The sequence below is a fragment of the Parasaccharibacter sp. TMW2.1882 genome, from assembly GCF_023337635.1.
Lineage (GTDB): Bacteria > Pseudomonadota > Alphaproteobacteria > Acetobacterales > Acetobacteraceae > Bombella > Bombella apis.
Map to the genome: position 1 here is coordinate 646,927 of NZ_NWUT01000001.1, position 14,150 is coordinate 661,076.

At 60.5% G+C, this 14,150-nt stretch carries 14 protein-coding genes; 4 read left to right on the forward strand and 10 right to left on the reverse strand.

What is annotated here, in order from left to right; genetic code table 11:
- Positions 1–6 precede the first annotated feature (6 nt).
- The 8 genes from frr to rpoZ form a co-directional block, all read right to left on the reverse strand.
- Positions 7–573 (reverse strand): ribosome recycling factor, encoded by a 567-nt coding sequence (gene frr / locus CO583_RS03070; RefSeq protein ID WP_043560677.1) that lies wholly within the window; start codon positions 571–573, stop codon positions 7–9.
- Between the two features lie 74 nt (positions 574–647).
- Positions 648–1,385, reverse strand: a complete 738-nt coding sequence (gene pyrH, locus CO583_RS03075; protein ID WP_043560680.1) for a UMP kinase — start codon at positions 1,383–1,385, stop codon at positions 648–650.
- Between the two features lie 93 nt (positions 1,386–1,478).
- The gene (era, locus tag CO583_RS03080) at positions 1,479–2,405 is read right to left on the reverse strand and encodes a GTPase Era (protein ID WP_192848040.1); all 927 of its coding nucleotides are present in this window, start codon (positions 2,403–2,405) and stop codon (positions 1,479–1,481) included.
- A complete protein-coding gene (rnc, locus tag CO583_RS03085) occupies positions 2,398–3,150 on the reverse strand; it encodes a ribonuclease III (RefSeq protein ID WP_154981595.1) in 753 nt (250 codons plus the stop codon). The genes era and rnc overlap by 8 nt, the downstream gene beginning before the upstream one ends.
- Complete coding sequence (gene lepB / locus CO583_RS03090; RefSeq protein WP_043560682.1) at positions 3,147–3,989, reverse strand: signal peptidase I; 843 nt, start codon at positions 3,987–3,989, stop codon at positions 3,147–3,149. Before lepB ends, rnc begins: the two co-directional genes overlap by 4 nt.
- Positions 3,990–4,112: 123 nt before the next feature.
- Positions 4,113–4,517, reverse strand: a complete 405-nt coding sequence (gene acpS / locus CO583_RS03095; RefSeq protein WP_081563005.1) for a holo-ACP synthase — start codon at positions 4,515–4,517, stop codon at positions 4,113–4,115.
- Positions 4,518–4,521: 4 nt separating this feature from the next.
- Complete coding sequence (locus tag CO583_RS03100) at positions 4,522–6,843, reverse strand: bifunctional (p)ppGpp synthetase/guanosine-3',5'-bis(diphosphate) 3'-pyrophosphohydrolase (RefSeq protein ID WP_248630404.1); 2,322 nt, start codon at positions 6,841–6,843, stop codon at positions 4,522–4,524.
- 108 nt (positions 6,844–6,951) lie between these two features.
- Positions 6,952–7,317, reverse strand: a complete 366-nt coding sequence (gene rpoZ, locus CO583_RS03105; protein WP_043560688.1) for a DNA-directed RNA polymerase subunit omega — start codon at positions 7,315–7,317, stop codon at positions 6,952–6,954.
- 340 nt (positions 7,318–7,657) lie between these two features.
- On the opposite strand from rpoZ, the gene CO583_RS03110 reads away from it, so the two are divergent.
- The 3 genes from CO583_RS03110 (at position 7,658) to CO583_RS03120 (ending at position 10,054) form a co-directional block, all read left to right on the forward strand.
- Positions 7,658–8,263, forward strand: a complete 606-nt coding sequence (locus CO583_RS03110; protein ID WP_043560690.1) for an NYN domain-containing protein — start codon at positions 7,658–7,660, stop codon at positions 8,261–8,263.
- Positions 8,264–8,403: 140 nt separating this feature from the next.
- On the forward strand, positions 8,404–9,279 hold the full coding sequence (locus CO583_RS03115) for an NAD(P)-dependent oxidoreductase (protein WP_248630403.1): 876 nt from the start codon (positions 8,404–8,406) through the stop codon (positions 9,277–9,279).
- Positions 9,280–9,445: 166 nt separating this feature from the next.
- Positions 9,446–10,054, forward strand: a complete 609-nt coding sequence (locus tag CO583_RS03120; RefSeq protein WP_043560695.1) for a superoxide dismutase — start codon at positions 9,446–9,448, stop codon at positions 10,052–10,054.
- Positions 10,055–10,160: 106 nt separating this feature from the next.
- Here CO583_RS03120 and yajC read toward each other — a convergent pair whose 3' ends face one another.
- Positions 10,161–10,517: a preprotein translocase subunit YajC gene (yajC, locus tag CO583_RS03125; RefSeq protein ID WP_043561439.1), complete on the reverse strand. Its 357-nt coding sequence runs from the start codon at positions 10,515–10,517 to the stop codon at positions 10,161–10,163.
- 85 nt (positions 10,518–10,602) lie between these two features.
- Between yajC and CO583_RS03130 the strand changes: the two genes are divergently transcribed.
- Positions 10,603–11,478, forward strand: coding sequence for an ATP-binding protein (locus CO583_RS03130; RefSeq protein WP_081563002.1), 876 nt, complete (start codon positions 10,603–10,605; stop codon positions 11,476–11,478).
- A gap of 56 nt (positions 11,479–11,534) precedes the next feature.
- Here the strand turns inward: CO583_RS03130 and CO583_RS03135 are convergent, their stop codons facing one another.
- Positions 11,535–14,072 carry a TonB-dependent receptor gene (locus tag CO583_RS03135; protein WP_248630402.1) on the reverse strand — a complete coding sequence of 846 codons (2,538 nt, stop codon included), beginning with the start codon at positions 14,070–14,072 and terminating at the stop codon, positions 11,535–11,537.
- Positions 14,073–14,150 lie beyond the last annotated feature (78 nt).

Here is a 14,150-nt window from a genome sequence, read left to right on the forward strand (position 1 = left end):
TGGCGATCAGACCTGTTTGATGTCCCGCTCCTTGTCAGCCAGCAGGCTGTCCACACGGCCGATATGCTCATCTGTCAGCTTCTGGATGGCAGCCGTCCAGACCTTCATGTCGTCCTGACTGATATCGCCATTCTTTTCCAGGGCCTTGGCCTTGTCCATACCATCCCGGCGGACACCACGCACGGCCACACGGCCACCTTCGGCGTAACGGGCAGCGGCCTTGGCCATCTCGTTGCGTCGTTCCTCTGTCAGCTGCGGGATGGGCACACGGATGGTCTGCCCTTCAGCAGCAGGGTTCAGCCCCAGCCCACTGTCACGGATGGCTTTCTCAACAGAGGAAACAACACTGGCATCCCAGACAGAGACCGTCAGCATCCGGGCTTCCGGCACGGCAACGGAACCAACCTGGGAGAGGGGCACCACGGAGCCATAAGCCTCCACACGTACCGGCTCCAGAAGGTTCGGGCTGGCACGGCCGGAGCGCAGGCCAGAGAGATCACGGCGCAGGCTCTCCAGCGCCCCTTCCATGCGACGTTTGAGGTCATCAAGCAGGTCGTTCAGTTCTGTGCTCATGGCAAATCACTTCCTCAGTAATCGTTCCGTTCGTCAGCCGGTGCGGGCTGACATGGTAATCTGGTCGCTCGCTCTCAACCCTCAACAATCCGGGTGAAGCGCCCTTCACCTTTCATGGCTGCCGCAAAAGCCCCCGGCGCATGCATGTTGAACACGATGATCGGCAGAGCATTCTCCCGGGCGAGACTGACAGCTGCTGCATCCATGACCTTCAGATTGCGGGCCAGGGCATCCATGTAGGTCAGCTGTTCATAACGCTCGGCATCGGGATTCAGGCGAGGATCATCGGAATAGACACCATCAACCTGCGTCCCTTTGAAGAGGGCATCGCACTCCATCTCGTTCGCCCGCAGGGCAGCAGCCGTATCAGTTGTGAAGAACGGATTGCCCGTACCGGCTGCGAAGATGACCACACGGCCCTTCTCCATATGACGGACGGCCCGGCGGCGGATATAAGGCTCGGCAATGGAGGCCATGTGGATGGCCGTCATCACCCGGGTCTCCACATGACGCTTCTCCAGCGCATTCTGGAGCATCAGGGCATTGATGACCGTTGCCAGCATCCCGGCATAGTCCCCCTGCACCCGGTCCATTCCCTTGGCGGCAGCGGCCAGTCCACGGAAGATGTTGCCTCCCCCCACGACGAGACAGACCTGCCCGCCCAGAGCGGCCACACCGGCGATGTCCGCAGCCACCATGTCCACCATCTCCGGGTCAACACCGGCAGTTCCCTTGCCCATCAGCGCCTCGCCAGACACTTTGAGAAGGACCCGTTTATAAGGGAAGTTCGGCTCTTGGGGGGCGGTGCTCATGATCGTACCGGCTCTCTGGTTGATGATGTCCTGAAATCTGTCTGCTCCCTCATACAGAGCTACCCTTGCATGAACAAGCGAAACTCGTGCGCTTCAGCCATAATCTGCAAGACCGAGGGCCCGCAGGCGGGCTGTTTCCTTGTCCCACGCAGCCCTCTCCTTCACATTGAGGAAAAGATGGCAGGGAGCATCCAGAAGGCCTTCCAGCTGTTTCCGGGCCCGCATCCCGATCTCCCGGATGCGCTGCCCCCGCTCCCCGATGAGGATGGCCTTGTGCCCTGCCCGTGACACGTAGATCGTCACGTCGATGCGGATGGATCCGTCCTTGCGTGTCTTGAAGGATTCCGTCTCCACCGTGGCATGGTAGGGAATCTCCTCATGGGTCTGGAGGAAGACCTGCTCCCGCACGATTTCCGCTGCCAGCAAACGGTCTGGCAGATCTGTCAGATCATCTTCAGGGTAATGGTAAGGCCCAACGGGCATGGCCCTGGCCAACCCGTCCAGCAGGCCCTCAACCCCATCACCGGACCGGGCACTGACCATATAGACCTCTTCCACCGGCAGGAGGTCCGTGATGGCCTTCGTCAGGGGCAGAAGCTGATCCCGCTGGATGAGGTCTGTCTTGTTCAGCACCAGCCAGACAGGCCGCTTCCCCTCTTTCAGTCGAGCGATGATCTCCCTGATCTCGTCTGTCAGACCGATGCGGCTATCCACCAGCAGCAGGTTGAGGTCAGCATCCTGCGACCCGCTCCAGGCAGCATTGACCATCGCCTGGTCCAGCCGTCGGCGGGGCTTGAAGATGCCCGGCAGGTCCACAAACACGATCTGCGCCGTATCCCGCATCACAATGCCAAGCGTACGGAACCGTGTCGTCTGCGCCTTGGGGCTGACAATGGACAGCTTGGCCCCAGCCATGCGGTTCAGCAGGGTGGATTTTCCTGCATTGGGAGCCCCGACAAGAGCAACAAAACCGCAGCGTGTCTCTCCGCCCGTGGCGGTCTTTTCTGTATCCTCAGGCACGTTCTGTCTCCTGCCCCATCTTCTTCAGCAAATCTGTCGCCGCCGCACTTTCAGCCAGCCGCTTGCTGCCTGCACGGCCAACACCCACCTGCCCCAGTGCCCGGACCTCCACACGGAAGATCGGTGCATGGGACGGCCCATCAGCGGCAGTCAGTTCATAATGCGGCAAGGCCTCGCCACGCCCCAGCAGAAACTCCTGAAGCAGCGTTTTCGGCTCCTTGTGGGGCTGTCCACTCTTCTCGATGTCCCTGTCCCAGAGGCGACGGACCACATGCCGGGCCGGGTCCAGCCCGGCATCCAGATAGAGTGCGCCCAGCAGGGCTTCCATCGCATCGGCCAGAACGCTGGCCAGAACACGTATGCCGGCACTTTCCTCATGCTGGGCAATCTGTATCGCCTCGGAAAGCTCAATCCCTTCCGCAATCCGGGCCAGAACAGGACGGGAGACCAGATGGGCGTGGCGGGCCCCCAGAGCGCCTTCCTGCTCCTCCGGATAGCGCTCAAAGAGCCATTCCGCCATCAGCAGGCCAAGCACCCTGTCCCCCACGAACTCCAGACGCTCGTTGGACCCCTGCCCCCGTGGCGTTTTCCCCGAAGGATGCCCCTTCTGCCGCCCCCGGTTCCGTCCCTGCCGCCGTGGCACGGCGGACCGGTGGGTCAAAGCCTCATGCAGAAGTGCGGGGTCAGCAAAACGGTGTTCCAGCTTCGCCTCGACATGGCGGACAGCCTCATCACGTGTCATCATTCGTCAATACCACGCAGGAAACGGCCCCAGCGTATCTCTGTCGGCCAATACCAGAACTGCCAGGCCGGATGCCGCATATCAACGGAGAACAGCACCATCTTTGCCCGTCCGACCAGATTGATCACAGGCACGAACCCCAGATCATGACCGCCGCTATCCGTCAGATAATCACGCCCGGCAGGGACAGCACAGGCACCGCTCTCATGCCCTCCCTGAAAGCGGCTGTCCGAACTGTCATCCCGGTCATCCCCCATGGCAAACAGGCAGCCCTCTGGCACGGTATATTCAGGCGTATTGTTGGCAAGGTCATCATCCCGCATCTTCAGGATATCATGCGGTACCGTCTTGCCATCCTCCCGGGGCAGCATTTCCCGATAACGGGTCCCAGACAGCACATAGCCCCGCTCATCCATCACGCTGTAATGCCCCCGGTCCTCCCGCGGCACTTCCTGACCATTGATGAAGAGATGCCCCTGTTCCATGCGGATGCGATCCCCGGGCAGGCCGACAATCCGCTTGATGTAATCGACTGACGTATCCTTGGTGAACCGGAACACCGCCACATCCCCACGGTGCGGCATGGAAGCGAACACACGTCCCGAAATGAACGGCGGCGAGAACGGAAAAGAATACCGGGAATAACCATAGCTCATCTTGGAGACCGCCACAAAATCCCCGACCTGAAGGGTCGGGATCATGGAGGCAGACGGAATATTGAACGGTTCGACCAGCAGTGAACGTACGGCAACCACCAGAATGAGCCATAGAAGAATCTGTCTTATGGAGGCCAGAAGGCTTTCCGGCTTTTCTGTCTGTTCTTCCTGTCTGTCTTCGTTCATGGTCCCTGTTCATCCTGTTCTGGCAAGAAGCAGGCAGACTACCCTGCCCGTTTCTGCCATAGCCTGCCTGACCCGCCGGGTCATGCGTTAATTCCATCCTGACGATATTTCAAGCCGCCAAGACTAAAGGGCAACAGCCTGTATCAGCACCTGTGCCATGGCCATGGGCGGCTCATCACTCAGGCTCAACAGCAATTCGGCCCGATGCCCTGCCGGCAGGCGCTGGTCCAGAAGGGTCGCCGCTGCGCCCGAAAGGCTGAGCACAGGAGCCCCCAGATCATTCCGCCCCACGGAAATATCCTGAAGCTGCACCCCTTGGGCAAAGCCTGTCCCCAGAGCCTTGGCGCAGGCCTCCTTCGCTGCCCAGCGTTTGGCACAGGCCCCTGCCCGGGCCGCCCCCCGCAATGCCTGCACATACTGACGCTCCTCCAGCGTGAACACACGCTCCAGAAACGCATCCCCATGGCGGGCCAGGGCCCGTTCGATCCGCCCGATGGAGCAGAGATCAACCCCGATCCCCAGAATCATGAGGTCATCCCTTTGTCCGTTCGGCCTGAAGAACACCCTTCTCGGCCCGGAACCCTGCCAGAACCGTTGCCAGATGCCCCTTGCTCCGCACCTCGAGGTCCACCAGAATTTCCATGAAATCCAGCTGGCGGTTCACGATCCGCAGATTGATCACGCTGGCCTCGTGCCGTGTGGCCAGGTTGGTCAGCGCTGCCAGAACAGCCGGGTCATTTCCCGCCACGACGGAAAGGCGGGCCGTGTAACGGGGGGCATCCCGCCCTGTCCGCCCAAGGGCCTCCTCACTCCATGAGATTTCAAGAAAGCGCTCGGGCATGTCCGAAAACATGCTGAGATTGTGGCATTTGCGCCGATGTACGGTCACTCCCTTGCCCTGGGCAATGATGCCCACGATGCGGTCCCCCGGCAAAGGACGGCAGCAACCCGCAAAGTGCAGTTCAATACCCCGCCCGACACCATTGACCAACGTGCCCTCATAACTGGAAGGCCGTCTTGGCGGCAGGGGCTTCTGGTCCAGCCTTCCCTCCAGCCGGGGGGACAGGCCGGGCACGATACGGGGCACCTGCCCCTGACGGGACAGCTCCGGATAGGCCGCCCCTACAACATCCCTCGGGTCCAGCTGCCCGGCCCCGACGCTGCCATACAGCTCATCAAGGCTGTTCTGCTTCAGCGTGCCAAGAAGGCACTCCAGCACTTTCTCCGACCCATCAACACCTTTCTGGCGGAACGCACGGGCAACAGCACCACGGCCATTCTCAACGTTGTTCTGCCGCTGCTGGAGGGCCACGAAGCGCCGCACACGGGCACGGGCCTTGCCCGTGACGACAAACCGCTCCCATGACGGGGACGGCGTGCCCCCCCGTGCCGTCATGATGTCGATCTGGTCGCCATTCTCCAGAACATGCTTCAGCGGGACAAGACGCCCATTGACCTTGGCCCCCACACACCGGTCCCCGACCTGACTGTGTACGGCATAGGCAAAATCCACCGGCGTAGCCCCACGAGGCAGGGAAATGAGCTGTCCCTTGGGGGTGAAGCAGAAGACCTGATCCTGATAGAGTTCGAGCTTGGTATTCTCCAGAAACTCGTCTGGCCCCTGACTGTCCTCCAGAATGTCCAGCAGGTCCTGCACCCAACGCAGCTTGCGGGTATAGGCCCCGAATGTTTCCGAAAGAACGGCCGTCTCATGCTCGCTGGGGCTGCTGCCATCCTTGTAGCTCCAGTGGGAGGCCACGCCATTCTCTGCCAGATCGTGCATCTCCGGTGTGCGTATCTGCACCTCGATCTTCTGGCTGTGCGGCCGATAGAGCGTCACCCCTGTATGCAGGGACTGGTAGCCGTTCGTCTTGGGGGTGGAGATGTAGTCCTTGAAGCGTCCGGCAATCATGGGGTAGGCCCCGTGCACCGCCCCCAGCGCCGCATAGCAGGCCTCTCTCGTGGGCACGAGAATGCGGAACGCCATGATGTCGGAAAGCTGCTCGAAAGCAACATTCCGCCGCTTCATCTTTTCCCAGATGGAATAGGGGGATTTTTCCCGCCCGATGACGGTCGCCCCCTCCACCCCGGCTTCCTTGCAGAGTGTGGCCAGCTCGCAGCGTATCTGCTCGATCATGTCCGCACCCTGCCCACGCAGGTAATTCAGCCGGGCCCGGATGGTAGCATCAGCCTCCGGCTCCAGATTGACAAAGGCAATATCCTGGAGTTCCGTCTTCACCCGGTCCATGCCGATGCGTTCAGCCAGAGGGGCGTAGATGTCCAGTGTTTCCCTGGCGATACGCTGCCGCCGGTCTGTCCGCTGGACATAATGCAGCGTCCGCATGTTGTGCAGCCGGTCCGCCAGCTTGACGATGAGCACACGGATGTCCCGCGACATGGCGAGCACCAGCTTGCGGAAATTCTCCGCCTGCTTGGTCCTGTCGGACTGAAGCTCCAGCCGTGTCAGCTTGGTCACGCCATCAACGATGGCCGCTACATCCTTGCCAAAACGCCCTGCCAGCATCTCCAGAGAGATGCCCGTATCCTCCACGGTATCATGCAGGAAACCCACCATGATGGACACGGGGTCCATACGGAACCCGGCCAGTATGTTGGCCACGGCAATCGGATGGGTGATGTAAGGATCACCATTGTCCCGGCACTGACCCTCATGGGCTTTGGCGGCCAGATCGTAGGCCTCCTGCATCAGGGCCAGATCAGCATGGGAATCGTAACAGCGGACCCGCTCCAGCAGGCCGCTTATGGAGGGGTGGAAATCCTGCAAGAGGGCGTCCCCGGCACCAGCCACCGTCTCCGCCGGGAGATCGGTGGAAAGCAGCGTTTCATCAGCCATGGATCAGCCCCCATTCTTCACTGATGGAAGAACCTGCATCCCATCCCCGCCCGAAGGCGAAGAAAAGGGGGCCCTTCCCCAGGGCGCACACCTCAGTTCCTGAAAGGCTTAGCGACGCCCCCGGCCGGAGCCGGCTTCATCAGCTGCCATGTTGGCAGCTTCCTCTTCCGCAGATACATCCTGAAGACCGAAAATGTTCTGATCTGTCGGGATGAGGTCCATCACTTCCTCATCGGAAGGCTCGACTTCCGGCTGGTTGCTCATGGAGCGGACAATGCCGTTCTTCAGCCCCTCGAGGCTCACATGATCCTCGGCGATCTCACGCAGGGCAACAACGGTATTCTTGTCATTATCCCGCGGAACCTGCATCTCCTCCCCGCGGGAAAGACCACGGGCCCGCTGGGCGGCCAGCAGCACCAGGTCAAAACGGTTCGGAACCTTCTCGATGCAGTCCTCTACGGTCACACGTGCCATAAAACCGGCGCTCCCCACTCACATGCTGAAATGGCCCCTGCAAACGGGCCGGACAGCCCCACCTGCCGAAACAGGCAGCCTGTCCCATTGCTATCTCACAATCTGGACTTTTGTTACCACAAAGGCCTTTATTGACGCAACGCAAAGCTGTAAGAGGGAAGCAGGAGGCTGTCCTGCTTTCTCCACCCGACATGCCTTCCATCATCAGATCTGGTGCTGAGTCCGCCATACATACGGAACAGGGAAACAATCAAAGGGCAGCCCTGCCCGAGACTGACAGGACATTTCTTGATCAACACTCCCCGCACCCAAGACTAACCCAAGACCATATGTGAGCCATATGTCCAACCTTCTCCTACGCAAAAACGATCGCACATCACTTTTCATCAACGGGGCCAGCCTGCACCACGCCGCACGCAACCTGGGGTTCGAGGTCGATTTCCTCGCCCTGCGGGACCTTTTCGAACAGCAGTGTTCCTTCCAGCGGGCCTTCTATTATGCGGCCATGCCGGAGACGGAAGATTACTCCCCCCTCCGCCCGCTGACAGACTGGCTGGCCTATAACGGCTATCATCTGGTCACCAAGACGGCACGGGAATTCACCAACCAGTCCGGCCAGCGCCGCGTAAAGGGCAACATGAATGTCGAGCTGGCCGTGGACCTGATCGAACAGGCCCCCCGGCTGGACCATATCGTGATCGTCAGCGGGGATTCCGACCTGCGCCGTGCCGTGGAGGCCGTGCAGTCCCGTGGCGTGCGGGTCACGGTCATTTCCTCCGTCAAGACGACACCACCGATGATTGGTGACGACCTGCGCCGCCAGACAGACCACTTCGTGGAACTGGCTGACATTGCTCACCACTTCACCCGCCGCAATGCGGACAACCGGTCCCGTCCCCCCATCCGCCACCCGGCCGATGCAGAAGATTACGACGACGAGGAATGATCCTTTTCCAGCCCCGCTCCGGCGGGGTTTTTTCATGGCGGCTTTCCATCACGCTTCCGCCATCCCTCTTTAATCCTTACCCGCCCCGGTCCATCTCCCCCGTAAAGACTGACTCAACAAACCCTGAAAGGAACCCGCCCATGTCCATCAAGACCATCGGTTTCATCGGTTATGGTGCCATGGCGTCCCTCATGGGGCGCAATCTGGTCCGGGCCGGATACGATGTCGTCGCTCACACGCCATCAGGCCGGAGCAATGGCGCTGAGGCGGATGTCCCCATGCTGGCCTCTCCCCGCCTCGTGGCAGAAAGGAGCGACGCCATCATCATCTGTGTCCCGAATGACGAGGCGGAAAACACGACCCTGCATGGCCCGGATGGCCTCCTGGCGGGATTGCGGAGCGGGCAGCTCGTGCTGGACACCTCCACCGTCTCACCGGAACAGGCCGACCACCTCGCAGCCCTGCTGGATGAGCGCAATGTCGCCGTGCTGGACGCCCCCATGTCAGGCAGCACGCCGGAAGCCGAAAAAGGGGCCCTCATCATGCTGGTGGGAGGCCCGGAAGCAACCGTAACGCTCGCCCGCCCCATTCTGGACCACATCGGCCGCATCACCATCCATGCCGGTCCGGCCGGGAGCGCAGCCCGGCTGAAGCTCGTCGTCAACGGCATCATGGGGGGCACGCTGAACATCATTGCTGAAGGGATCGCCTATGGCCTGGCCGCTGGCGTGGAGCGCAGCGTCCTTTTCGATGCCCTTCAGGAACTGGCCGTCATCAGCCCCCATCACAAGCGCAAGATCGGCATGGGCAAGGCAGGGCATTTCCCCTCCCAGTTTCCAACCCGCCTGATGAGCAAGGACATGGGCCTGCTGATGGAGGCCGCCCGCCGCTGTGGCGTCCCGATGCACGGCATGGCGGCAGCCTCCCAGAATCTGGCCGCCTCCAATCGGAATCATGCTGATGACGATTACTCCGCCCTGATTGCCCGGATGGAACGGGAGGCTGCCAACCGCTGAAAGGTACCCAGCGGTCCTTCTTCCCACTATTGGGACTGTTTTACTCTTTTTTTAAGACACTCCGCCCCACACACCTTGACGTTGCCGCCCGGCAACCATAGCTAGAGGGGGTCATGAATTGGCAGGAGGGATGCCTCCTGCCCCTCATATGTCAAGGAAGATTCACATGGCTTTTGAACTCCCAAAACTCCCCTATGCCGAAAACGCCCTGGCCGATGCCGGCATGTGCCAGGAAACACTGGAGCTGCACCACGGCAAGCACCATCAGGCCTATGTCACAGCCCTGAACGGCTTCGTCGAGAGCAAGCCGGAACTGGCAGGCAAGGCCCTTGAAGAAATCATTGCCCTGTCTCACGCTGATTCCTCCCTGGCCCCGGTCTTCAACAATGCCGGCCAGCACTGGAACCACTGCATCTTCTGGAACTGCCTCTCCCCCAACGGCGGCCGCATCCCCGGTGCGCTGGAGAAGAAACTGACCGAGGATTTCGGCTCCGTTGATGCCTTCAAGGCCGCTTTCAAGCAGGCTGCCACGACACAGTTCGGGTCTGGCTGGGCATGGCTGGTTCTGGGCTCCGATGGCAAGCTCAAGGTCACCAAGACGGCCAATGCCGCCAATCCGCTCTCCGAGGATGAGGGGCGTACGCTGCTGGGGCTGGATGTGTGGGAGCACTCCTACTATCTGGACTTCCGCAACCGTCGTCCGGACTACGTCACCAACTTCCTCGACCGTCTCGCCAACTACGAGTACGCCGAGAGCTGCCTGAAGGGTGCCTGATCGTCCGGCCCACCCGACATGAGAAAAGGCCCTGCCACGGTTCATCGTGGCAGGGCCTTTTCTTTATGGTGCCAGCTGGGCATGAAACCCGCTGAGGAACGTTCCCTTACGCCTCGTTGGCAGGCTTGCCCTCACGCCGCAGGATGGTCGTGATCGTACTGCGGATGACCTTCACCTTCACGCCCTGTGCGATTTCCACATCCACTTCCTGCGAATCATCACGGGTGTTCTGTACCGTCCCCACGATGCCACCTGCCGTGACAATCCGGTCACCACGACGCAGGCTGTTCTGCTCCTCCCGCAGTTCACGCTGGCGCTTCTGCTGTGGGCGGATCAGGAAGAAATAGAAGACCACAAAGATCAGCACGAAAGGTGCATACTGCACAAGCGCTGCCGAACTGAAGGCGCCGCCATTGGTACCGGCATCAGCGGCATAAGCCGTGGAAAAAAGAATATTGTGCATAGGTGGTGTTGGTTCCATCTTGATGAGATAATTGCGGACCATATCGTGCCAGACCGTCACGTCAAGCTCATTACACAGGAAGACCATGCCAGCAACCGCTCTTCTCCCCCTCCTGACCCGCATTGCCGAAAGTCTGGAACGCATGGCTCCTCCACCAGCAGACCCTGCCATGCTGGATGACCCCACGCAGGACAGCTTCATCTGGCAGGGCGGGAGCGGCCATCTGCTGCCCATCCCCCACATGCAGGCCGTCCCGCTGAAGCTGCTGAAGGGCATTGACCGGCAGATCAGGCAGGTCATGGGCAACACACGCTTCTTTGCCCACGGACTGGCAGCCAACAACGTGATGCTCTGGGGTGCCAGAGGCATGGGCAAGTCCTCGCTCGTCAAGGCCTGTCTTCTGGCCGTCAATGAGGAACAGCGCAGGAACGGCCACCCCCCGCTGGCACTGATCGAGATTCCACGGGATGACCTCGCCACCCTGCCGCAGCTTCTGGCCCTGCTGCGCCGCACCTCCCGCCGGGTCATCCTGTTCTGTGACGATCTCTCCTTCGAGACTCAGGATGCGGATTACAAGTCCCTGAAATCGGTCCTGGATGGAGGCATCGCCGGACGGCCTGACAATGTGCTGGTCTATGCCACCTCCAACCGCCGCCACCTCATGCCGCAGAACATGATCGAGAATGAAGCGGGGGATGCCATCAACCCGGGCGAGGCCATCGAGGAGAAGGTGTCCCTCTCCGACCGGTTCGGCCTGTGGATCGGCCTCTATGGTGCTTCCCAGCCCCATTATCTCAGCATCATCGATGCCTATGCGGAGGAGAGGCAGCTCCCCATCGCCAGGGAGGAGCTGCACCGCCGTGCCCTGCAATGGGCCATGCAGCGGGGCAGCCGCTCCGGCCGGGTCGCCTCGCAGTTCATCACCGCCCTGAGTGCCGAACTGACCGAAGAAGCCCGCTGAACAGCAGAACGGCCCGCCTGAAACCAGAGCGGGCCGTTCTTCATGCTGCGGACCAGTCAGAAGGCTGCACTGATCGTTCCGAAATATTCCCGTGTCGCCCCGCGCTCCAGGGACTGGTAATCCCCCACGGGCGGGTTGTTGTTCTCACCCATCATGGCGATATATTTGTTGTTGAACAGGTTGTAGACGTTGAAGCTGACCGTCAGGTCCCGCACGCCTGCCAGTTTCCTGAACGTATAAGTCACCCCCGTATTGGCCAGCCAGTAGCTGCCGATTGAGGTGTCGTTCATGAAGCTGTAATACCGCCTGCCAAAATAGTTGGCATCAAAATGCGCATTCAGCCCACGCCATGTATAGGCGATGGAAGCCTTGTACATCCATGCCGGGTAATTGACGATGTTCTTGCCCTTCAGCGGGTAATAATTCCCGGCACTGGAGGTCACGTTCCGGTCATAGGTGCCCTTGTTGTAACTGAGCGTATTGGTGATGATCAGCCCCGGCAGGGGACGGACGGACACGCTGCCATTGGCTCCCGTCATGGAAATGCGCCCGAAATCGAATTCTTCAGAAATCGGATTGAACATCGTTCCCCGTGCCCCGGCCAGAAGCTCGTGCATCAGGGTGGAGTGATAGACGGTCGCATCCAGCTGCACGATGGAGGACGTGAAACGATACCCCCCCATGTAGGTCCAGGCCCGGGCCGGTTTGGTCTGCGCCTTCTGCCGCAGAAACTCCTGCTGGTTGGGCACGGAGAAGAGCGAGTTTGCCACACCCGTGCCGGAGACCTCATAGGCCCGCATGTTCTTGGAGACATCGATGTAGAACTCGTTCTGCCGGTTCAGACGCCAGTCCAGATTGAAATGGGGCAGGAAAGCTCCCGTGGCATGAAGGGAGCCGGAGGGCAGGCCACCGGCATCCAGAGCCGCCCATGAGTCGTCATTCTCATGCCCGCCACCGGATGTCTGGGAGATCAGGGAGCGGAAGCCCGCTGTCAGCGTCAACCCCTTGAGGATGGTGTAGGTGTCCTGAAGGTGGGTCTGCACCACATTGGTACGCCATCTGAAATTATAGACCCGGTCGGCCGGCCCATACACATTGTAAGGCCCGACCGCCTTGACGGGCGCACCCGCCCCCAGCTCCGGCTCCAGATAATTGTAAAGCCCGGCGGTCTGGTTGTTGTTCTCGTACCAGACACCCGTATTGATCCTGTGATGCCTCCAGCGATAGTCCAGACTGCTGTTGATGCCGAAACGCTGCTGGCTGTTCTTCCAGACTTCCTGATAGAGCGGCACGCCATTCGGCGTGGCGACCTGCAGGTCCGGGTCCTCCGAAGCGGCGGATGCGGCAGCCGTGTAGCTGTAATTGCCGGACTGGGCATGACCATAGGCCGTGGTATGCCATGTCAGATGGTCCGTCAGGGCAAGATCAAGATTCAGGCCACCCAGAAAATTGGTCTCATGCTGCCCACCGTCATAATAGGGCATCTGACAGGCATTCACCTGCCCGTTGGACCCCGGATAGGCCATGAAATTGTTCGGGCTGTTATTGCACTGCTGCGCCCACTGATAGGCCTTGCCATAATCCGGGTAGAGATGCGGGACACGCCAGCCCAGATTGTTGATCATCCCCAATGAGAGGTCCGGATAGTTCTGCTGCTGAAGGTCCGTCCAGTCGAAGAAGGCCGAAACCCTGCTGCGCTCGCCAAGCGGCTGCACCAGCTTGGCATTGACCTGCTGAAGGAACTGGTCCCCCTTCCCCTCCCACATGCCTTCATCCGTACGGGCGTAGGAGGTGTAGAATTTCGTGCCGGAGTCATTCAGACGGCCGGAATCAAACCGGGCATAGGTGCGGTAAGACCCGTAACTGCCAAAAGCCTGGCTGACCTTGCCCCCCAGCCTGTCGGACGGATCGCTGGAGGTGAAACGGATGGTCCCGCCCAGCGTGTTGGTGGACGGCACGTCCACGCCACCTCCGCCCTGCGACATCGTCATGCTGCCGATGTCATCAGGAATGATGGCCGAGGCAAGGCTCAGACCATTGACGGACTGATAGGTCTGGTCATTCAGGGGAATGCCATCCAGCGTCACGCCCAGCTGGTTCATGAAGAAGCCACGGACGTACAGATTCGCCCCGAAACTGTCGATTCCGAACGGGTCCGTGGAGGTGAAGCTCACGCCCGGCATACGGTCCAGTGCCTTGTAGGGGCTGGTCCCGGGCACATATTCCTTCATCACGCTTTTCGGTACGACCAGCTCCGCCGCCCTGCTGACGTGCGAGGCGTGGACGGACAGGCTCTGCACCCCATGAGCAGACACATATTTCGGCCTGTGATGGCTGGCCGCCTTCACACGCCCTGCACCAGTCCCTGCCGCTGCTGCCTGGTTTCCACCCTTGCCTGTCATGTCCCGGCGACTGCCATGCCGGTGCCCCGTCAGGGTGTGCCCACCATGCTGTGCGGCAGAAACACCTGCCGTTTTACCAGCGGAACTCACCGGAGTTGATGAACGGGTCTGGGCAAAGGCAGTTCCACTCCCCATTCCCAGAAAAATGGCAGCAGAGGACAGAAGAAGATGGCGGCGCAATGCGTCTGGCACTCCCAACAATATTGGCACACAATAAAAAGCCCATGTCAGGGTTGTCTCCCTGTCAGGGCAGCTATCAACTCATGTTAT

Excerpts from the sequence above, each read along its gene's own strand:
- frr (WP_043560677.1), bottom strand. The coding sequence starts at position 573 with ATGAGCACAGAACTGAACGACCTGCTTGATGACCTCAAACGTCGCATG.
- pyrH (WP_043560680.1), bottom strand. The coding sequence starts at position 1,385 with ATGAGCACCGCCCCCCAAGAGCCGAACTTCCCTTATAAACGGGTCCTT.
- rnc (WP_154981595.1), bottom strand. The coding sequence starts at position 3,150 with ATGATGACACGTGATGAGGCTGTCCGCCATGTCGAGGCGAAGCTGGAA.
- lepB (WP_043560682.1), bottom strand. The coding sequence starts at position 3,989 with ATGAACGAAGACAGACAGGAAGAACAGACAGAAAAGCCGGAAAGCCTT.
- acpS (WP_081563005.1), bottom strand. The coding sequence starts at position 4,517 with ATGATTCTGGGGATCGGGGTTGATCTCTGCTCCATCGGGCGGATCGAA.
- CO583_RS03100 (WP_248630404.1), bottom strand. The coding sequence starts at position 6,843 with ATGGCTGATGAAACGCTGCTTTCCACCGATCTCCCGGCGGAGACGGTG.
- rpoZ (WP_043560688.1), bottom strand. The coding sequence starts at position 7,317 with ATGGCACGTGTGACCGTAGAGGACTGCATCGAGAAGGTTCCGAACCGT.
- CO583_RS03110 (WP_043560690.1), top strand. The coding sequence starts at position 7,658 with ATGTCCAACCTTCTCCTACGCAAAAACGATCGCACATCACTTTTCATC.
- CO583_RS03115 (WP_248630403.1), top strand. The coding sequence starts at position 8,404 with ATGTCCATCAAGACCATCGGTTTCATCGGTTATGGTGCCATGGCGTCC.
- CO583_RS03120 (WP_043560695.1), top strand. The coding sequence starts at position 9,446 with ATGGCTTTTGAACTCCCAAAACTCCCCTATGCCGAAAACGCCCTGGCC.
- yajC (WP_043561439.1), bottom strand. The coding sequence starts at position 10,517 with ATGCACAATATTCTTTTTTCCACGGCTTATGCCGCTGATGCCGGTACC.
- CO583_RS03130 (WP_081563002.1), top strand. The coding sequence starts at position 10,603 with ATGCCAGCAACCGCTCTTCTCCCCCTCCTGACCCGCATTGCCGAAAGT.